Below are 18,986 nucleotides of genomic sequence, written 5' to 3'. Positions count from 1 at the left end.
GCGGTTTTGCCGCTTAAAGAAGCGAGTTCGCTTGCCCGTCGCAGCATCTTGCTTCAAAATATCTGCCTTCCCTTTCACAACTTTGGAGAGTTACCCATTCGCCGTCCCAATAGAGCCCCGCCCACAGTCGCCAAAGAAGGGCCGCGCACCAATGATGAGATTCGCAACGCACAGATCCAGCTGATCGATGCGGAAGGTGTCAATCAGGGCACCGTCGAAACCATGGTGGCCATCAAGATGGCCATGGAAGCCGGCATGGATCTCGTCGAGATTTCGCCGAATACCAGCCCTCCCGTCTGCAAGATCATGGACTACGGGAAGTACAAGTATTCCGCGCAGAAGAAGGCTGCCGAAGCTCGCAAGAAGCAGAAGGTCGTCGAAATCAAGGAGATCAAGCTCCGCCCGATGATCGACGATCACGACTACGACGTGAAGATGCGCGCGATGCAGCGCTTCTTCGAGGAAGGCGACAAGGTCAAGATCACCTTGCGCTACCGCGGTCGTGAGATGGCGCACCAGGAGATCGGCACCAAGCTGTTGGACAAGGTGAAGGCCGACGTCGCCGAATTCGCCAAGGTCGAGCAGGACGCGAAGTTCGAGGGCCGCCAGGTCGTGATGGTGCTGGCGCCGCGCTAGTTCGAATTTGTCGCTTTGTTGAAATGAAACAGCCCGTCAGGCGATCTGGCGGGCTGTTTCGTTTCCGTAGCCCGGATGGTGCGCAGCGCAATTCGGGGGCCGGTGCGTCCGCGGCTCGACCTGCCCCGGATTTCGCCGCGCTCCATCCGGGCTAGCCGGTTCCGACCCCGATTTCCCGCCGCAAACGTTGCAAAACCGCCGATCCTCTGTCATAAGCCGGGCCTTCGCCGCCCGGCTGATCAAGGGCTGCCGTGGCGACGTCTGGTGCAGGTTCTTTCAATTCGGAAAAAACCTTAGCACTTTCAACGCTCTAACGAGCATTTTAGCCGGCCGGACGCCTCTCGGGGCGATTTTCGTGCTGTGCGACAGGAGAGCCAAATGCCCAAGTTGAAGACCAAGTCGGGCGCTAAAAAGCGCTTCAAGGTGACTGCCACTGGCAAAGTCATGCACGCCCAGCGCGGCAAGCGCCACGGCATGATCAAGCGGACGAAGAAGCAGATCCGTCAGCTGCGCGGCACCCGCGTGCTGTTCAAGACCGACGGCGACAACGTCAAGAAGTATTTCTTGCCGAACGCCTGATCGCGCTGATCCGCTTGAACCCTCGCCGCGGCTGCGCGGCGCCCCGTCACCTCTTCCAGATCAAGGATTTCCGTCATGTCTCGCGTCAAACGCGGTGTGACCGCTCACGCCAAGCACAAGAAAGTCTACAAGGCCGCCAAGGGCTATTACGGCCGCCGCAAGAACACCATCCGCGTCGCCAAGCAGGCCGTCGAAAAGGCCGGCCAGTACGCCTTCCGCGACCGCAAGCGCAAGAAGCGCACCTTCCGCGCGCTCTGGATCCAGCGCATCAACGCCGCGGTCCGTCCGTTCGGCATGACCTACAGCGTGTTTATCAACGGCCTCTCCAAGTCGGGCGTCGTCGTCGACCGCAAGGTGCTGTCGGATCTGGCGATCCACGAGCCGGTTGCGTTCCAGGCGATCGCCGAGAAGGCCAAGGCCGCGCTGGCCGCCTGATCCTAGCGGGCGGCCCTAACGCGATTTGGGGCCCGCTTTCAGCGCCTTCTGCGAATAGCGCTGGGCGACGATCGCCCGGCAGAACGCCGTGAACGAGCGGTACATGGTGCCGCTTTCGTTGTCGTATTTGTGGTCGCAGCGCTTGAGCTGGCTGGCATAGGCCTTCTTCTGCGGCGCTCTGAGGCCGGACAGGAAGTCCCCCTCGCACCTCTTCTCGACCACGGTGCCGAACTGGACGTCTCCGCTGGCGCCGTACTCGCACGCCTCGAAGATCTTCATCGCGCGGTTGCAGCTCGGCGCCTTCTGAAGCTCCGCGATGATGTCGCCCATCTGGGTCGATTTGGCGGGACATTCCTCGGTCGCGGCATGCACCGTGGTGAGCATCAACAGCACCGCCGGCATAGCCAGGCAAGATCGCAGCAACATCGCGTGGGCCTCCTTGAACTCCCCCTTGGGTAGCCCGGCCTCCGCGCGGGGTTCAATGCTGCCGGCCATCGGCCCGAAATGACCGGCTTTTCGCTTGACGTTACCGCCTTCGGGCGGCGACAACCCAGCCGAATTTTGGCGCATGGTACCGGTTCGGGTAGCGGTTCTTCCCACCGGATCATGCCCCGCTCAAGCGCAGGAATTGACCGTGTCCGACCTCGCAACGCTCGAACAATCCATCCTCGACCAGATCGCCTCAGCCGCTGACGAGGCCGCCCTCGAGGCGGTCCGCGTCTCGGCGCTCGGCAAGAAGGGCTCGATCTCGGCACTCCTTGCGACCCTTGGAAAAATGTCGCCGGAGGAGCGCAAGACCGAGGGCGCGAAGATCAACCTCGCCAAGGATGCGGTGACGCAGGCGCTCGCGGCCAGGCGCGACGTGCTGAAGGCGGCCGCGCTCGATGCGCGCCTCGCCGCCGAGACCATCGACGTCACGCTGCCGCTGCGCGAGGCGCCGGCGGAGACCGGCCGCATCCATCCGTTGAGCCAGGTCTGGGACGAGCTCACCACGATCTTCGCCGACATGGGCTTTGCGGTCGCCGAGGGACCCGACATCGAGACCGACGACTACAACTTCACCAAGCTGAACTTTCCGGTCGGCCATCCGGCGCGCGAGATGCACGACACCTTCTTCTTCAACCCGAAGGAAGACGGCTCGCGCATGCTGCTGCGGACCCACACCTCGCCGGTGCAGGTGCGCACCATGCTGACCCAACAGCCGCCGATCCGCGTGATCTGCCCGGGCCGCACCTATCGCATCGATTCCGACGCGACGCACACGCCGCAATTCCATCAGGTCGAGGGCCTCGTGATCGACAAGGGCTCGCATCTCGGCCACCTCAAATGGATCCTGCACGAGTTCTGCAAGGCGTTCTTCGAGGTCGACCACATCAACATGCGGTTCCGGCCGTCGTTCTTCCCGTTCACCGAGCCGTCGCTCGAGGTCGACATCCAGTGTCGCCGCGACAAGGGCGAGATCCGCTTCGGCGAGGGCGAGGACTGGCTGGAGATTCTCGGCTGCGGCATGGTGCACCCCAACGTGCTGCGTGCCTGCGGCCTCGATCCCGACGTTTACCAGGGTTTTGCCTGGGGCATGGGCATCGACCGCATCGCAATGCTGAAATACGGCATCGCCGACCTGCGCCAATTGTTCGACAGCGACGTGCGCTGGCTCAGCCACTACGGCTTCAAGCCGCTCGACATCCCGTCGATCGCGGGAGGGCTGAGTACGTGAGTCTCGTTGAGTGCCCCGATGCGACACGAGCCCCCACCCTGACCCTCCCCCGCAAGCGGGAGAGGGAATGGATGGAGTGTGCTCACCGGTCTCGAATGGACACGAAAACCCCCTCACCTCGAGCAGTCGAACTCCCTCTCCCGCTTGCGGGGGAGGGCTGGGGTGGGGGTCTCTCAGCACCGGGGTTGCTCATGGTCGATCCTGAACATCCGGACTGGAAGGTATCCACTCGACTGCGCGCAAATGCGCGTGCGCTCAGACGTAACTTGACTGATGCGGAGCGCATCCTCTGGTCGGAGCTGCGCGGCAATCGCCTGAACGGCGCAACCTTTCGCCGTCAGGTACCCATCGATAATTACGTCGCCGACTTCGTCTGCCACGCGGCAAAGCTGGTGATCGAACTCGACGGCGGTCAGCACTTTTCGGACGAAGGCGAACGCGCCGATGCCGCACGCTCAGCCGTCATTGAGACCAAAGGCTTCAAAGTCCTTCGCTTCAGCAATCTCGACGTCATGACAAATCGTGCAGGCGTCCTTGAAACAATCGCCGCTGCCATCGCGGAGAGAGCCCCCACCCTAACCCTCCCCCGCAAGCGGGAGAGGGGACAAGAGAAATCATCGTCATGAAGTTCACCCTCTCCTGGCTGAAGGAACATCTCGATACCGACGAGCCGCTCGAAAAGCTCGCCGACAAGCTCACCATGATCGGGCTCGAGGTCGAGAACATCGAGGACAAGGCGAAGGCGCTGGCGCCGTTCACCATTGCGCGCGTGATCTCGGCCGAGCAGCATCCGAATGCGGACCGGCTGCGCGTCTGCATGGTCGACACCGGCGACGGGGCTGAGCCGGTGCAGGTGGTGTGCGGCGCGCCGAATGCGCGAGCCGGGCTGATCAGCGTGTTCTCGCCGCCCGGCACCTACATCCCCGGCAAGAACATCACGCTCGGCGTCGGCACTATCCGCGGCGTCGAGAGCCGCGGCATGTTGTGCTCGGCGGCGGAATTGCAGATCTCGGAGGACCACGACGGCATCATGGAGCTGCCGGCGGACGCACCGCTCGGCAAGGGCTATGCCGACTGGGCCGGGCTCGGCGATCCCACCATCGAGATCAATTTGACGCCGAACCGGCAGGACTGCACCGGCGTGCACGGCATCGCGCGCGATCTCTCCGCCGCCGACATGGGCAAATTCAAGGACCCCGGCATCAAGCCGATCAAGGGCGAATTCCCCTGCCCGGTCGAGGTGAAGGTGGAAGACGCCACGCTGTGTCCGGGCTTCGCGCTGCGGCTGGTGCGCGGCGTGAAGAACGGCCCGTCGCCGGAATGGCTGCAGAAGCGGCTGACCTCGATCGGCCTGCGTCCGATCAACGCGCTGGTCGACATCACCAACTTCATGACCTACGACCGCGCCCGCCCGCTGCACGTGTTCGACGCCAAGAAGGTGCAGGGCAATCTCACCGTCCGCCGCGCCAAGGACGGCGAGACGCTGCTCGCGCTCGACGGCCGCACCTACACGCTCGACAGCAATATCTGCGTGATCGCCGACGAGCACGGCGTCGAATCGCTTGCCGGCATCATGGGCGGCGAGGCCTCGGGCTGCGACGACAACACCACCGACGTGCTGATCGAATCGGCGCTCTGGAACGAGATCAACATCGCGCAGACCGGCCGCAAGCTCGGCATCAATTCGGACGCGCGCTATCGCTTCGAGCGCGGCGTCGATCCGGCCTTCATGGTGCCCGGGCTCGAGCTCGCGACCAAACTGGTGCTGGAGCTGTGCGGCGGCACGCCGTCCGAGAACGTCGTGGTCGGCAAGCAGTTCGGCGAGGATCGCGTCATCGATTTCCCGCTCAGCGAAGTGAAGCGCCTTGCCGGCATCGAGGTGCCGCTGGTCGAGGTGAAGCTGATCCTCACCCGGCTCGGCTTCATGCTGGCCGGCAACGGCCCCGTGGTGAAGATCGCGATCCCGTCCTGGCGCACCGACGTTCACGGCAAGGCCGACATCGTCGAGGAGATCGTGCGCATCGTCGGCGTCGACAAGGTGCCGATGACGCCGTTCGAGCGCGGCGAGGAGCCGCGCAAGCCGGTGCTGACGCCGATGCAGCTGCGCACCCGCCGCGCCAAGCGCGCGCTCGGCGTGCGCGGCATGGTGGAAGCCGTGACCTGGTCGTTCATCACCAATGACGCGGCAAAACTGTTCGGCGGCGGCCAGAGCGAGCTCGTGCTCGCCAACCCGATCGCGGCCGATCTCTCCGACATGCGGCCGAGCCTGCTGCCCGGCCTCGTCGCGGCGGTTCAGGCCAACATCAACCGCGGCTATCCTGACGTGGCGCTGTTCGAGGTCGGCCAGGTGTTCCGCGGCGACCGCCCGGAGGACCAGCTGGTGGCCGCCTCCGGCGTGCGCCATGGCTTCGCCTCGTCGAAGGGGATCGGACGGCACTGGACCGGCTCGGCTGTGGCGGATGCGATGGATGCCAAGGCCGACGCCTTCGCCGTGCTGGCGGCCGCCGGCGCGCCGGTGCAGGCGCTGCAGATCGTGCCCGGCGGCCCGGCCTGGCTGCATCCGGGACGCTCCGGCACCATCCAGATCGGCCCGCAGAACGTGCTCGGATACTTCGGCGAGCTGCATCCGCGTGCCGCCGAGGCGCTCGGCGCCGACGGCCCGATGATCGTGTTCGAGGTGATCCTCGAGCGCATCCCGCAAGGCAAGCAGCGGGCGACGCGCGCCAAGCCGGTGCTGGAACTCTCGGCATTCCAGCCGGTGTCGCGCGACTTCGCCTTCATCGTCGATCGCAGCGTCAAGGCGGGCGACATCGTCCGCGCGGCGCAGAATGTCGACAAGAAGCTGATCACCGATGTGACCGTGTTCGACGTCTACGAAGGCAAGGGCATCGATCCCGACAAGAAGTCGATCGCGATCGCGGTAACGATCCAGCCGCGCGAGAAGACCATGACCGACCAGGAGATCGACGCGGTCGCGGCCAAGGTCGTCACCGAGGTGACCAAGAAGACCGGCGGCACGCTGCGCGGGTGATGTGAACCACAGGCGGTCCATCGCACCGTCACCCTGAGGAGACCGCGTAGCGGCCGTCTCGAAGGGTCGACGGCCCGGCTGTGGCCGATTCATCCTTCGGGGCTCGCTCCGCTCGCACCTCCGGCGACAAAGGCGAAGCCTTTGCGCGGGGATGACGGTCTGACAAAAGTACAGTTACGTTAGAACCGTAGTGCGGGCGGGCACGCCGGACAGCAAATCGAACCTCCCTTCCAGCCTCCCGCATGACCTCCTTCAGCCTGATCCCCTCCGACATCTCGACCAGCATCGCGCTCGCGATCTGTGCGATCGCCTTCGTGTCGGGGACGGCGCGCGGTTTCTCCGGCTTCGGCTCGGCGCTGATCTTCATGCCGCTCGCGAGCAGCGTCGCGGCGCCGCGGCTGGTGGCGGCGCTGCTGCTCGTCATCGACTTCATCGCCGCCACGCCGTTGCTGCCGAACGCCTGGACCCACGCCGATCGCAAGGCGACCGCAGTCATGGTCGCCGGAGCGCTGGTCGGCGTTCCCATCGGCACCTATTTCCTGACCGTGCTCGAGCCTGTCACCACACGCTGGATCATCTCGTGCTTTGTCGCGGCGCTGCTCGCACTGCTGCTGTCGGGCTGGCGCTACCACGGCAAGGAGCACGTCGCCCTCTCCGTCGGCGTCGGCGGCCTCTCCGGCTTCTGCAGCGGCCTCGCGCAGACCGGCGGCCCGCCGATCGTCGCTTACTGGCTGGGACGCCCGATCTCGTCGGTGATCTCGCGCGCCAACATCGTGCTGTTCTTCGGCGCCTCGGATTTCTTCTCGCTGGTCAGCTACTGGTTCACCGGCCTGATCACGATCGAATCGGTCAAGTTCTCGCTGATCGTCGGCCCGATCTACGGCGTCGGCGTCTGGTTCGGCGCCGCGCTGTTCGGCAAGGCGAGCGAAAAGGTGTTTCGCGCGATCTGCTACGCGCTGATCGCGGCTGCCGTCATCGTCGGCCTGCCGGCGCTTGATGGCATCTTGCGCGGCGGCTAGGGTCGCAGCATTCAAAAGAGACCAGGGAGACACCGATGATCGATCGCCGCAATGCATTGAAACTGGCGCTCGGCAGCGCCGCCGTACTCGCGGCGCCTCACGTGCGCGCGCAAACCGACAAGGCGCGGACCCGCATCGTGTTCCTCGGCACCAAGGGCGGACCGCGCGTCGGCATCGGCGCTTCGAACCCCGCCAATCTCGTCGTCGTCAACGACACACCGTTCGTGATCGATTGCGGCATGGGCGTCAGCCGCCAGCTCGTGCGCGCGGGCGTGCCGATCCCGCAGGTCAAGTACATCTTCATCAGCCATCATCATTCCGATCACAATCTGGAATACGGCAATCTGTTCTACAACGCCTGGGCGGCCGGCCTCTCGACGCCGATCCATTCGTTCGGCCCCAAGGGCATCGAGGCGATGACCAAGGAATATTGGGAGCTGAACAAGTTCGACGTCGAGACCCGGATCGAGGACGAAGGCCGGCCCGATCCGCGCAAGCTGCTGATCGCGAAAGACATCAGCGACGACGGCGTGGTGCTGAAGACATCGGATGTCACCGTGACCGCGTTCCGCACGCCGCATCCGCCGATCACGGATAACTTCGCCTACAAGTTCGAGACGCCGGACGGCACCATAGTGTTTTCCAGCGACACCGCCTACAACCCGAAGCTCGCCGAGTTTGCCAAGGGCGTCGACGTGCTGGTGCACGAATGTCTCTACGTCCCCGCGGTCGATCGCCTGGTCGCCACGACCAAGAACGGCGCCACGCTGAGGAAGCATCTGCTCGACAGCCACACCTCGACCGAGGACGTCGGCCGCATCGCCGCCGCTGCCGGCGTGAAGACGCTGGTGCTGAGCCACTTCGTCCCCGGCGACGATCGGCAGGTCACCGACGATGACTGGACCCGGGACGTGAAGAAGAACTATTCCGGCCGCATCGTGGTGGCCAAGGATCTGATGGAACTGAAGCTGCCGGTGTGAGGGGCACGCGGCAACGCAAGCACACTGTTCAGGCTCCCTCCCCACATCGCGCAACATATTCGGTGTCGTCCCTGCGAAAGCAGGGGCCCATAACCACCAACGATCATTGTTGTGCAATGCTGGAACGACAAGTCCCGTTCACAACATCGGTCACGGAGTATGGGTCCCGGCTTTCGCCGGGACGACATCTCTTGCGCGGCAACGTCTTTCGGCCAGCATGACAAATCGCAGCGCCTGATCTTCCCCAGCGATCAATTCATCGCACCGGAGCGAGGAGGCGTGCGGCGCTTGTGTTTTGCGGCGGGCGCTGCGGGCGCCGGTGTCGCTTCCTTCACCCCGCCGATCCTGCGCAGCGCGGCGTCGGCGGCGCGCTCGCCACTATCCCAGGCGCCGTCGATCGTGCCCCACAGCGTTTCATGGGTGGCCTCGCCCGCAAGATACATCGCGCCGATCGGCTCGGTCAGGATCCGGCGCGAGAATTGTGCGCCGGGTGCAGCGGCCGACATCGCGCCGAGGATGAAGGGCTGTGCATTCCAGCGCGTCGCGCTGGTCTTCTTCACGGCGGCGCCGACCTCGCTGCCATAGAGCTTGGTCAGCCATTCCACCGCGAAAGCCGCCATCGCCTGCTCGCCCTGCGCGGACAGGTCGCGACCGAACGAACCCGCAACGTCGATCGTGCACAGCGAGGAGCCCGCGATATTGCCGTAGAGCAGCGCCGTCTTGGTCGAATTGCTCTGCTCGATGATGACGTCGTCGCGCGACAGCCCGAGCGGATTGCCGGGAATCTGCAATGCGATGCGATCGTAGCTGCCGAGGCTGAGCTTGGCGGCGGCATCGAGCGCGCGCTTTGGAAGCTCCGGCGCGAACTTGATATTGCCGCTCGCGAGCACGTTGCTCGACACGGTGACGATGGCGGCGCGCGCGGTGATCTTGCCGGAGGGCGTTTCGACCATGACGTCGCGATTGCTCCACAGGATGCGCTGCGCCGGCGTCGACAGCGCCAGCGGCAGTCCCTCGCCGAGCTTTGCGATCAGCGCGCCGAGCCCCTGCCGGCAGGCGATCGCGGTGTTGCGATCCTGCGCGCGCACCTTGTCGACCGCGGAAAGATCCATCAGATCCTTGCCGCAGAAATTGGGCCCGAGCAGGAATTCCGCGGTGCCGGCCCAATCGCCGAGGTCCTTCGGCATCGCAGCGGCGCAGGCGATATCGGCCTTGCGCGCAGCGTCGTCGATGGCGCGGTTGGCGCGCACCAGCGCCGCCAAAAACTCCTCGGTCTCGCCGGGGCGGGCATAGCGCCGGCCGATCCGGATCTTCTGGCCCGCGGGGGCCGTGACGATGTCGAGGCCCGCGGCGCGGGCCAGCCGGATCATCGGATTGGTTTCGGGATTGTGCATCCAGCGCGCGCCGCGGTCGAACGGCACGCCGAATGCCGATGCGTCGGTCTGGCAGCGACCGCCGACCTGGCCGGCCGCCTCCACCACGATCACCTTGCGATTTGCGGCAACGATCCGTCGCGCCGCGGCGATGCCTGCGGCACCCGCCCCGATCACGACGATGTCGGCCTCGCGCGGCGGCGGCTGCGCAGCAAGAACCCGGCCGCCCAGCGCGGGCACCAGCGCGAAAGCTGCGGACGCCGACAGGAAATCGCGGCGGGTCACTGTCATGACATAGCTTCTGGCATGGTTTCCGGGGACTTGCGGAGAACGGGAACGCTTCGCGAACTGTGCCGCATCTCACCGACCGCAGCAACCATCATGGTAAATCAATCATGATTGATCCGCCGATGGCATGAACTAAATTGCAACGGCTTGCGACCATGATTAAGTCAGCACAAGCGGTCGTAGAACCGCTGGGGGGAATTCATGGGCGTAATGCTCGATACCGTCGGTAAATGGATCGCGGGGTACCTTCAAAAAGAAGTTCCCGGTTACGAGCCGTTCACGCCGAGCGACCCGGACCATCTGCGCAGCATCATGCAGCCCGGTGATGTGCTGCTGGTCGAAGGCAACAACCGGATTTCCGGCATCATCAAATACCTCACGCAGTCGACCTGGTCGCACGCCGCGCTTTTTGTCGGACCGATCGACGGCGCGTTCGAGCCTGACGGCGAACAGCATGTGCTGATCGAGGCCAATATCGGCGAGGGCGTGACCTCCGCGCCGCTGTCGAAATATCTCGCCTACCACACCCGCCTCTGCCGTCCGGTCGGACTGTCGTTCGAGGACCGCACCACGGTGTGCCGCTACGCCATCAACCGCATCGGCTTCGGCTACGACACCAAGAACATCGTCGATCTCGCGCGCTATCTGTTTCCGCTGCCGATCCCGCAGCGCTGGCGCCGCCGCATGATCGCGTTCGGCTCCGGCGATCCGACCAAGATCATCTGCTCGGCGCTGATCGCGCAGGCGTTCGACGCCGTGCGCTATCCGATCCTGCCCAAGATCACGCGCGCTGCCAGCCGCAAGGCGCGCCGCGAGATCCTGCATATCCGCGATTCCTCGCTCTACATGCCGCGCGACTTCGACATCTCGCCCTATTTCGAAGTCGTCAAACCCACCATCGTGCACGGTTTCGACTACACGGCCCTGCACTGGGCCGACAAGCAGAAGCCGCTCCAGGAGGTAGCCGGCGAATTTGGTGTGTTTCCAGAACATAAGTCGCCGCCGCTTGTTCCTGAAGCGACTGACGAAGAGACGGCGCTTCCGGCTGCGGAAATGACCGCGGAAGGTCGCGCGCAGGTGTGACGATCAGAACGTCGCCGCAAGCGTCAGCCGAACGGCAAGCGGCTCGGCGGGATGCACATGGCGGTCGGCGACGCCATCGATCGGTTCGCCCGGCAGCCGCGACAAATAGTAGTATTCGATCTGGTTGGTTTGCGCGTTGAAGAGATTGAGGACGTCGAGCTGTAGCCGCATCCCGTTGTCGAATTTGTAGCCGGCGCGGGCGTTGACGATGAAGGACGACAGCGAGCGCACGCTGTCGTCCTCGATCAGCGGGCGCGGGCCGAAATAACGGGCGCGCAGGCTGCCGAACCAGCCGGTCTCGCGGCCGAAGGTGACGCCGCCGCTGGCGACCCACGCGGGGGCGCCGGGAATGAAATTGCCGACCGGATCGACATCCGCGAAGCGGGCGCGGGTGTAGGCGAGATCGAAATCAAAACTCATCCACGGCAGCAGCCTGTACTGGTTGGTCCACTCGACGCCGACCCGCCGGCTCGGCCGGCTCGGTTCGGTGGTACCGGCATCGCCGACGAACAGCAGCTCGGAATCGAAGTCGAGCACGAACACGGCAAGCGACGAGGTAAGGCCGTCGATCGCCCTGGTGCGGATGCCGAGCTCGACGCCCTTCGAGCGCACCAGCAGCGGCACGCGATCGAGCGGCGTCACCTTGTCGTTGGGATCGACGGTGATGGTCGCGCCCCTGATGTCGTTGGAATGCAGGCCGAAGCCGGCATTGCCGTAGAACTCGGTCCTGGCCCAGGGGCCGAGCACGATGCCGGCCTTCGGGCTCGTCATCGCCGCCTGCGCGTCGCCGGAATTTTGCGGCGTGTCGCTCAGCACGTGGCCGGCGAAATAATCCTCGCGGATGCCGACCGTGGTGCGCAGCCAGTCGGTCCAGCGCGCGGTGGTATCGGCCCACAGCGCGACGCTGCCCTCCTGCACCTGGTCGTTGCGCACGGTGGACAGAATCTCGCGCTGCACGGTCTTGAACAGGCCGACATTGATGTCGTCGTAGCGGGTCTGGACGCCGACCCGGGTCTGGGTCTCGACGCCGGCGAAGCGAAGGTCGAGGGCATGGCTGGCGTCGAGGCCATAGACGGTGCGCTTGTCGGTCTGGCTGAACTGGTCGCCATTGACGGGGGCGTCGAGGAAATAGGTGAAGTCGTTATAGAGCTGCAGCGACGAGCGGATCACATAGGCGTTGAGCTTGCTCTGCCCGTAGTCGCTGGACTGCGCCCAATTGCCGGACAGGCTGAAGCGGCTCGAGGTGCCGCCGTCGGTCGGATTGAGCGAACCGTAACGATCGATCAGGCCCTGGTCGATCGCGCGCTGCGGGACCTGGTCGGTCGAGTTCCAGCCATTGGAATAGGCCATCGCCGTCAGCGAGAAGCCGTCGGTCGCGGTGCCGTGGCTGTAGCGCAGCACGCCGTTGAGCTTGCGGATATCGTCCGGCACGTCCCAGGGACCGTTGTATTTGTTGGCCTCGAAGGCCGCGAGCAGCGTTCCATCGCCGGCCTTGGCCGAGCCAGCTGCCATCGCACGCTGATAGCCGAAGCTGCCGACGGTCAGCTCGACGATGTTCTTCGGCAGTCCATTCAGATAGTTGATGTCGACCGCGCCGGCGGAAGCAAAGTCGCCCTTGTCCGCGTAGTAGGGACCCTTGCGGACGTCCATCGACCGGATCAGCTCCGGGATCAGGAAATTGATGTCGGCGTAGCCCTGGCCGTGACCATGGGTCGGCATGTTGACCGGCATGCCGTCGACGGTGATGGCCAGATCAGTGCCGTGATCGAGATTGAAGCCGCGCAGAAAATATTGATTGGCTTTGCCCTCGCCGGAATGCTGGGTGACGATCAGGCCTGGTACCGCCTCGAGAACTTCGCCGACGCGCGAGACCGGCCGCGCATTCACCTCGTCGCCGCTGATCTGCAGCGCACTGGCGGCGGTCGGTTGGAGATCCGATGCAGAAACGGTTGCAGAGCCGCTGGTGATGCCGCTGGTCGCGGCGGTGGATTGGCTCGGCTGCGGCGCTGCCGGCCTGCGACCGCTGGCGGCTATATGGTGTGGACGCCGCGACGGTCTGGCGTGCTTGGGTGGCGCCTGATCGGGCGACGTCACCGTCACCGGCGGCAACTGCCCAGGCGCGGGAGGAAGCGTCTGCGCTTCGGCAACCGGCGCCAATGCTGCAATGGATGCGGCGGCGGGAAATATCCGCCATGCAGTACGACGCAACGCGCATGCCCCCGCATGATACCTGTTACAGTCACGCGACGACCGCACCAGTCCAACCAACCCCGGCAAAGCGACGCTAGCAAGCGCAGTATGACGTTACAAGAAAAATGTCATACCGCCGGACAATCGAGCCACCACGGATAATCCATGCAACGCATCACCATCACCATCGAGGATGACCTGCTCGCGGAGATCGACGCTGCCGCCGGGGCGCGCGGCTATCAGAACCGCTCCGAGATCATCCGCGATCTCGCACGCGCCGGCCTGCAGCAGAGCGCGGAGAACGCACCGTCAGGACAATGCGTCGCCGCGCTGGTCTATGTCTACGACCACGCCGCGCGCGATCTGTCGAAGCGGCTGGTGCAGAATTTCCACGGCCATCACGACCTGTCGCTGGCGACGCTGCACGTCCATCTCGACGACGACAGCTGCATGGAGGTGACGGCGCTGAAGGGTGCCAGCAGCGAGGTCCGGCATCTCGCCGATCACGTCATCGCCGAACGCGGCGTGCGTTACGGCCGCGTCGTGATGATCCCGACCGCGCCGGACAAGAAGCCGCGCAAGCGCGGGCATGGGCACGATTGAGAGCGTGTCGTCTCGTAGCCCGGATGGAGCGCGGCGAAATCCGGGAAGCTCCGTCCGCGGGCGCAAGGCCCCGAATTTCGCTTCGCTCCATCCGGGCTACGCAACGAATACGCTACGCCGCCCTCGCCTTGGTGCCGCGCGGCAGGCCGGCGCGGGCGAGGCCGCCATAGAGCGCCTCATTCGGCATCTCGGATTTCAGGATCGCGCGCACCGCGACCAGGCGATCGAGATCGATGCCGGTTGGAAATCCCTTGCTCTCGCAGAGGAAGACGAGGTCCTCGAACACGACATTGCCGGTGGCGCCCGGCGCGAACGGGCAGCCGCCGAGGCCGCCGAGCGAGCCGTCGAGCACGCGGGCGCCCTCGTCGAGCGCGGCGGATGCATTGGCGATGCCCATGCCGCGGGTGTCGTGCAGATGCACGCAAACCGGCTTGGAGCCTGCGATCTTCACCGCGCCGCGCGTCAGCTCGCCGACCTGCTTCGGCCCGGCATAACCCACCGTGTCCGCAATCGCGACCATGTCGACGCCGACCTCGTAGAGCTTCTCGGTGAGGCGCAGCACCTCCTTCGGATCGACCGCACCCACGATCGAGCAACCCAGCCCCATCGAGATCGCGGCATTGACCAGCGGCTTGTGCGCGCTGGCATCGCGAAGCTCGCAGAGACGCTTGATGTTCTCGATCGCCGATTCGCGCGAGCGGTTGGCGTTGGCCTGGCTGTGCTCCTCGGTCGCCGACACCACCGAGGCGATCTCGGCGACGCCGGAGGCCAGCGCCTCGTTGACGCCGCGCTCGTTCAGCGCCAGCGCGACACCATGCGCGCCGGGCAGCGCGGCAATGGTCGCGACAACGTCACGGACATCGACGAACTGCGGAAACGTCTTGGCCGGCAGGAACGAGCCGACCTCGAAATGCCGGACGCCCGCGGCATATTCATCGCGCACCCAGCGCTCTTTCGCCGCAGTCGACGGGAACGTCTTCACCAGCTGCAGGCCGTCGCGCAGGCCGACCTCGCGCAGGCTCACCTTGTCGCTCGGGTAGATATCGTGGACGCGGGTCATGTCAGCCTCACGCAGCGTTTCCGGTTGATGAAATTGTCTGTTGTGCGAGCTCGGCGCGGACATCATCGGTATCGGCGCCAAGCACCGGCACTTTCAGGCCTTCGCCGATATGTCGGCCGTTCCATTCGACCGGCAACGCAGGGACGCGGAACGGCTTGCCGTCGGCATTGAGATTGTTGACGAGTCCGCCGGGCCGTAGCACATGCGGATCCTGCAGCAGGTCCTCCGGCCGATTGATCGGCGAGAAGCAGATGTTGAGCGCGTCGAGCCGCGCCGAGAGGTCGGCGACGTTCCATCCTTTGATCACCTCGGCGACGCGCGGAATGATCCGGTCGCGCGCCATGATGCGGTCCGTGGTCGAGCGCAACGTCGGATCGTCGGCGAATTCCGCCAGACCAAACTCGCGGCAGAAGCTCTGCCAATGACCTTCGGTGACGACGCCGATGAAGATGCGATCGCCGCCGGCGGCATCGAAGATGTCGTAGATCGGCCAGGCATGCTCGCGTTCCGGCATCGAGCGCGGCTTGCGCCCGGTCATCTCGTACTCGACCATGTGCTGGGCGACCAGGAACAGGCAGTTCTCGAACAGGCCGATGCGGATGTCGGCGCCGTTCTGGTGACCGCCGCGCCTCTGATAGAGCGCGGCGAGGATCGAGATCACGCCGAACATGCCGCCCATGATGTCGTTGGCGGAGGAACCGACGCGCTGCGGCTTGTCGCGCGTGCCGGTCATCGCGGCGAGCCCCGACATCATCTGCACGACCTCGTCGAGCGCCGGGCGATGATCGTAGGGGCCGGACAGAAAGCCCTTGTGGCCGGCGATGATCAGCTGCGGATATTTTTGGCGAAGCTGCTCGGCGCCAAGCCCCTGCTTGTCGAGCTGGCCGTCGCGAAAATTCTCCAGGAACACGTCGGCGCTGGCAAGCAGCCGGTGCATGGTGTCGCGGTCCTCGGGCTTGGCGAAGTCGAGCACGACGCTGCGCTTGCCGCGGTTGAACAACGGGAAGAACGAGACTCCCATGCCGCCGAGCGAACGGGTCTTGTCGCCAGCGGGCGGTTCGACCTTGATCACCTCGGCGCCGAGTTGCGCCAGGATCATGCCGCAGGTCGGCCCCATCACCATGTGGGTCATCTCGACGACCCTCACGCCTTCCAGCGGCAGTCCGCTCCCGGTCATCGGTTTCTCCGTGCTCGTTGCGCTCTTGTTCTGACGCGTTTCTTCATGCGAACCGGTATCCGCTTCGCTCGAAAACGCTTTGTGATCGGCGCAGGTTAGGCTTCCGCACGCTATCTGAAAAATATAACCTGTCGAATAGTGTATTCGTGGTTCTAGAACGCTGAACCCTCATGGATTCGCGCCAGCTTCGCTATTTCATCGCGGTTTACGAGCAGCGCAACCTGTCCCGGGCCGCGGACCAGGCCAACGTCGCGCAATCCGCGCTCAGCCACCACATCGCCAATCTCGAGGCGGAATTCGCCACGCCACTGTTCGAGCGCAAGCCGCGCGGCATGGAACCGACCGCGGCGGGCGAGCGGCTCTATGAACATGCCCGCATCATCCTGCGCGCGATGGCGGCGGCCGAGCGCGAGATCAAGGAAGGCGCCAGCGTGATCGCCGGCGACATCTCGATCGGCATGGCCAATTCCGGGATGAAGGCGATCGGCGTGCCGCTGATGCGGACCGTGCTGACGAAATATCCGAACCTGAAGCTGTCGCTGACCGAGAGTCTCTCCGGCGCGACGCTGCTGCATCTGCTGAGTTCCGAGGTCGACCTCGCGCTGGTCTACAATCCGCCGTCGGAAAAGGACCTGATCGCCGAGCCGGTGCTGGAGGAACAGATGTTCTGCGTCGGCACCGAGAAGCTGATCGGCAAGAAAACGCCAATCACCTTCGAGGAGGTGACGCGGCTGCCCCTGATCCTGTTGCGGTACGGACTATCGGCGCGCGCACTTCTGGATGATCCCGTGCTGCTGAAGCGGCTCGAGGCCAATGCGATCATGCACCTCAACTCGACCAGCGGCATGATCGGCGCGCTGACCGCGGGCTTGGGCTGCACGATTGCGACCACCCATTTCGTCAGCGAGCCGTTGAAGGCACGATCGCTGGTCGCGCGCGAAGTCATCGAACCAAAGCTGACCCGCACCCTCTATCTTTGCCGCTTGCGCAACCGCCCGATGACCTACGTCATGGAGGAGATGTGCCGCCTGATCCGCGCCCTGATCGCAGATCAGGTGGGCCGCGGCGCCTGGGAGGCGACGCTCCTGATCTGAATGCATGACTCAGTGGTTGCATAACAGGTTCAGTGTCGTCCCTGCCTAGTGCGCAATTGCGCACGGGAGCAGGGACCCATAACCACCGAACCGCAAATTTGCGCACCCGTGGGACGACGAGTCCCTTTCACGACACCCGCCGCGGAGTATAGGTCCCTGCTTTCGCACTAGGGCATGCACATATTTGGTGCGGCGGATTGACTCGGGATGGAGACAGGGGATTCCAGAATCGGCGATCCGTGTGATTTCTATTGCGACGCTCCAGGTTGGACGGGGGTGTCGGGTGTTGTTACGAATTGACTGGACGTTAGGACGGTTCGGGGATCGTCGTCTCGATAAAGGGGGGCGGCGCTCGTCGAACGCATGGTTGCGGGCAAGACGGTCTGCCTGCGGCGGCTTTCCAGGGGTGATCGTGCGCTGGAGGTGCGGTTCAACCGCTTTCTCGGCCACGACAAGGTGACGGCGGAGCGGATCATCGAAAGCTGGGGCGACAGCACGGTTGCCGCGGTAGAGGGCCGCCATGTGCTGGCGATCCAGGACACCAGCGAGATCCACTTCAACACCACGCCGCAACGCCGGCGCGGGCTCGGCGAAATCGGCAAGGGCAATAACCACGGCGTGCTGCTGCATCCGCTGCTGGCCGTGGATGCCGACGATGGCAGCTGTCTTGGACTTTTGAGTGGGCAGGTATGGACGCGCCAGGGGCGTCGCACCACGACGCATGACGCACGTGACTTGTCTGACAAGGAATCGCAACGCTGGATATCCACCGCCATTGCGGCCAAGCCGCTGCTCACCGCTGCCGGAACGGTGACGGTCCTCGGTGATCGCGAGAGCGATATCTTTGCCCTTTATGCCAGCTCGGCCGAGCAGCACTTCCATGTCATCGCGCGCAGCATGCATGATCGCAAGCTTGCCGACCGCACCGGCCTGTATGAGGCCACCGACGCCATGCCTGTGGTGGATCGGAGGGCGATCCAACTGCCTGCGCGCGCGGCGCGACCGGCACGTCAGGCCCATCTCGAACTCCGCTTTGGCGCAATCGAGCTTGCCCGCCCGCAGAGCAAGTTCCTGCGCCATTTGCCGAAAAGCTTGCCGCTGGCGGTGGTCGACGTGTGCGAGATCAATGCCGGGCCCGGCGCAGAGCCGCTGCACTGGCGTCTGATCACCTCTCACGAGATCGCCACCGTCGACGACGCCTGGCGTATCGTCGAATGGTACAAGCAGCGCTGGATCATCGAGCAGTTCTTCCGCGTCCTGAAGACGCAAGGCCTCAAGCTCGAAGACAGCCAGATCGGAACCGCCGATCGTCTCCTCAAACTGGTCGCTATCGCCGCCAAGGCAGCCGTCATCACCATCCAGCTTCTGCAAGCGCGCGATGGCGGTCAGCAGCCCATTCGCGTTGCCTTCAACGACAACGAGATCAACGCGCTTGCCGCCCTCAACCGGAAACTCGAGGCCAGGAGCAAGCGACTGAAAAACCCACATCCGCCCGACAGCCTCACCTGGGCAGCCTGGATCATCGGCCGCCTTGGCGGTTGGGACGGCTACCCGTCGTCTAAACCTCCAGGCCCCATCACCTTCAAAAATGGCCTCGAATACTTCCTGGCCGTCGCAGCAGGATGGAGCCTCAGAGATATGTGCATGCCCTAGTGCTTTCGCAGGGACGACAGTTGAACAAGCCGTTTGACAGGTGAATCAAAGCAACCTTTCCCCCTGAG

At 64.6% G+C, this 18,986-nt stretch carries 17 protein-coding genes; 12 read left to right on the top strand and 5 right to left on the bottom strand.

Translation table 11 applies throughout. From position 1 onward, the window contains the following. Positions 1-96 precede the first annotated feature (96 nt). The 3 genes from infC (at position 97) to rplT (ending at position 1,650) form a co-directional block, all read left to right on the top strand. Complete coding sequence (gene infC, locus JEY66_RS00415) at positions 97-636, top strand: translation initiation factor IF-3 (protein ID WP_026192043.1); 540 nt, start codon at positions 97-99, stop codon at positions 634-636. Between the two features lie 378 nt (positions 637-1,014). After that, positions 1,015-1,215: a 50S ribosomal protein L35 gene (gene rpmI, locus JEY66_RS00410; protein WP_008539890.1), complete on the top strand. Its 201-nt coding sequence runs from the start codon at positions 1,015-1,017 to the stop codon at positions 1,213-1,215. A gap of 75 nt (positions 1,216-1,290) precedes the next feature. Beyond that, positions 1,291-1,650: a 50S ribosomal protein L20 gene (gene rplT, locus JEY66_RS00405; RefSeq protein ID WP_018269297.1), complete on the top strand. Its 360-nt coding sequence runs from the start codon at positions 1,291-1,293 to the stop codon at positions 1,648-1,650. Positions 1,651-1,665: 15 nt separating this feature from the next. Here the strand turns inward: rplT and JEY66_RS00400 are convergent, their stop codons facing one another. Further along, positions 1,666-2,076 carry a hypothetical protein gene (locus JEY66_RS00400; protein WP_026192044.1) on the bottom strand — a complete coding sequence of 137 codons (411 nt, stop codon included), beginning with the start codon at positions 2,074-2,076 and terminating at the stop codon, positions 1,666-1,668. 208 nt (positions 2,077-2,284) lie between these two features. On the opposite strand from JEY66_RS00400, the gene pheS reads away from it, so the two are divergent. From pheS to JEY66_RS00375, 5 genes are all read left to right on the top strand, one after another. After that, positions 2,285-3,367 carry a phenylalanine--tRNA ligase subunit alpha gene (gene pheS, locus JEY66_RS00395; protein ID WP_026192045.1) on the top strand — a complete coding sequence of 361 codons (1,083 nt, stop codon included), beginning with the start codon at positions 2,285-2,287 and terminating at the stop codon, positions 3,365-3,367. A gap of 191 nt (positions 3,368-3,558) precedes the next feature. Beyond that, entirely contained in the window at positions 3,559-3,993 is a 435-nt protein-coding gene (locus JEY66_RS00390) for an endonuclease domain-containing protein (protein WP_038372709.1), read from the top strand. Then, positions 3,990-6,398: a phenylalanine--tRNA ligase subunit beta gene (gene pheT, locus JEY66_RS00385; RefSeq protein ID WP_018269298.1), complete on the top strand. Its 2,409-nt coding sequence runs from the start codon at positions 3,990-3,992 to the stop codon at positions 6,396-6,398. The genes JEY66_RS00390 and pheT overlap by 4 nt, the downstream gene beginning before the upstream one ends. A gap of 242 nt (positions 6,399-6,640) precedes the next feature. Next, positions 6,641-7,417, top strand: coding sequence for a sulfite exporter TauE/SafE family protein (locus JEY66_RS00380; protein WP_018269299.1), 777 nt, complete (start codon positions 6,641-6,643; stop codon positions 7,415-7,417). A gap of 35 nt (positions 7,418-7,452) precedes the next feature. Further along, positions 7,453-8,397 (top strand): MBL fold metallo-hydrolase, encoded by a 945-nt coding sequence (locus JEY66_RS00375; RefSeq protein WP_018269300.1) that lies wholly within the window; start codon positions 7,453-7,455, stop codon positions 8,395-8,397. 251 nt (positions 8,398-8,648) lie between these two features. Here JEY66_RS00375 and JEY66_RS00370 read toward each other — a convergent pair whose 3' ends face one another. Beyond that, on the bottom strand, positions 8,649-10,061 hold the full coding sequence (locus JEY66_RS00370) for a flavin monoamine oxidase family protein (RefSeq protein WP_018269301.1): 1,413 nt from the start codon (positions 10,059-10,061) through the stop codon (positions 8,649-8,651). A gap of 198 nt (positions 10,062-10,259) precedes the next feature. On the opposite strand from JEY66_RS00370, the gene JEY66_RS00365 reads away from it, so the two are divergent. Then, positions 10,260-11,141: a YiiX/YebB-like N1pC/P60 family cysteine hydrolase gene (locus tag JEY66_RS00365; RefSeq protein WP_240536770.1), complete on the top strand. Its 882-nt coding sequence runs from the start codon at positions 10,260-10,262 to the stop codon at positions 11,139-11,141. Between the two features lie 3 nt (positions 11,142-11,144). Here JEY66_RS00365 and JEY66_RS00360 read toward each other — a convergent pair whose 3' ends face one another. After that, on the bottom strand, positions 11,145-13,349 hold the full coding sequence (locus tag JEY66_RS00360; protein WP_370145644.1) for a TonB-dependent receptor domain-containing protein: 2,205 nt from the start codon (positions 13,347-13,349) through the stop codon (positions 11,145-11,147). A gap of 147 nt (positions 13,350-13,496) precedes the next feature. On the opposite strand from JEY66_RS00360, the gene nikR reads away from it, so the two are divergent. Further along, a complete protein-coding gene (nikR, locus tag JEY66_RS00355) occupies positions 13,497-13,934 on the top strand; it encodes a nickel-responsive transcriptional regulator NikR (RefSeq protein WP_016840000.1) in 438 nt (145 codons plus the stop codon). Positions 13,935-14,046: 112 nt separating this feature from the next. Here the strand turns inward: nikR and JEY66_RS00350 are convergent, their stop codons facing one another. Both JEY66_RS00350 and JEY66_RS00345 read right to left on the bottom strand, forming a co-directional pair. Then, on the bottom strand, positions 14,047-14,994 hold the full coding sequence (locus tag JEY66_RS00350; protein WP_016840001.1) for a beta/alpha barrel domain-containing protein: 948 nt from the start codon (positions 14,992-14,994) through the stop codon (positions 14,047-14,049). Positions 14,995-15,001: 7 nt separating this feature from the next. Next, positions 15,002-16,171, bottom strand: a complete 1,170-nt coding sequence (locus tag JEY66_RS00345; protein WP_016840002.1) for a CaiB/BaiF CoA transferase family protein — start codon at positions 16,169-16,171, stop codon at positions 15,002-15,004. 170 nt (positions 16,172-16,341) lie between these two features. Between JEY66_RS00345 and JEY66_RS00340 the strand changes: the two genes are divergently transcribed. Then, positions 16,342-17,265, top strand: coding sequence for a LysR family transcriptional regulator (locus JEY66_RS00340; RefSeq protein WP_016840003.1), 924 nt, complete (start codon positions 16,342-16,344; stop codon positions 17,263-17,265). Positions 17,266-17,628: 363 nt separating this feature from the next. Next, complete coding sequence (locus JEY66_RS00335; RefSeq protein ID WP_209910253.1) at positions 17,629-18,918, top strand: IS4 family transposase; 1,290 nt, start codon at positions 17,629-17,631, stop codon at positions 18,916-18,918. Positions 18,919-18,986: the final 68 nt, after the last annotated feature.

Source organism: Bradyrhizobium elkanii USDA 76, assembly GCF_023278185.1.
GTDB lineage: Bacteria > Pseudomonadota > Alphaproteobacteria > Rhizobiales > Xanthobacteraceae > Bradyrhizobium > Bradyrhizobium elkanii.
The sequence above is the reverse complement of the archived record's forward strand: the minus strand, read 5'-3'. Positions and strand labels throughout refer to the sequence as shown.

Coding starts and splice junctions, on each gene's coding strand:
- JEY66_RS00390 (WP_038372709.1), top strand. CDS start 3,559: ATGGTCGATCCTGAACATCCGGACTGGAAGGTATCCACTCGACTGCGC.
- JEY66_RS00375 (WP_018269300.1), top strand. CDS start 7,453: ATGATCGATCGCCGCAATGCATTGAAACTGGCGCTCGGCAGCGCCGCC.
- JEY66_RS00370 (WP_018269301.1), bottom strand. CDS start 10,061: ATGACAGTGACCCGCCGCGATTTCCTGTCGGCGTCCGCAGCTTTCGCG.
- nikR (WP_016840000.1), top strand. CDS start 13,497: ATGCAACGCATCACCATCACCATCGAGGATGACCTGCTCGCGGAGATC.
- JEY66_RS00345 (WP_016840002.1), bottom strand. CDS start 16,171: ATGACCGGGAGCGGACTGCCGCTGGAAGGCGTGAGGGTCGTCGAGATG.
- JEY66_RS00400 (WP_026192044.1), bottom strand. CDS start 2,076: ATGTTGCTGCGATCTTGCCTGGCTATGCCGGCGGTGCTGTTGATGCTC.
- JEY66_RS00380 (WP_018269299.1), top strand. CDS start 6,641: ATGACCTCCTTCAGCCTGATCCCCTCCGACATCTCGACCAGCATCGCG.
- JEY66_RS00350 (WP_016840001.1), bottom strand. CDS start 14,994: ATGACCCGCGTCCACGATATCTACCCGAGCGACAAGGTGAGCCTGCGC.
- JEY66_RS00335 (WP_209910253.1), top strand. CDS start 17,629: ATGGTTGCGGGCAAGACGGTCTGCCTGCGGCGGCTTTCCAGGGGTGAT.
- rpmI (WP_008539890.1), top strand. CDS start 1,015: ATGCCCAAGTTGAAGACCAAGTCGGGCGCTAAAAAGCGCTTCAAGGTG.
- pheT (WP_018269298.1), top strand. CDS start 3,990: ATGAAGTTCACCCTCTCCTGGCTGAAGGAACATCTCGATACCGACGAG.
- JEY66_RS00365 (WP_240536770.1), top strand. CDS start 10,260: ATGGGCGTAATGCTCGATACCGTCGGTAAATGGATCGCGGGGTACCTT.
- JEY66_RS00340 (WP_016840003.1), top strand. CDS start 16,342: ATGGATTCGCGCCAGCTTCGCTATTTCATCGCGGTTTACGAGCAGCGC.
- rplT (WP_018269297.1), top strand. CDS start 1,291: ATGTCTCGCGTCAAACGCGGTGTGACCGCTCACGCCAAGCACAAGAAA.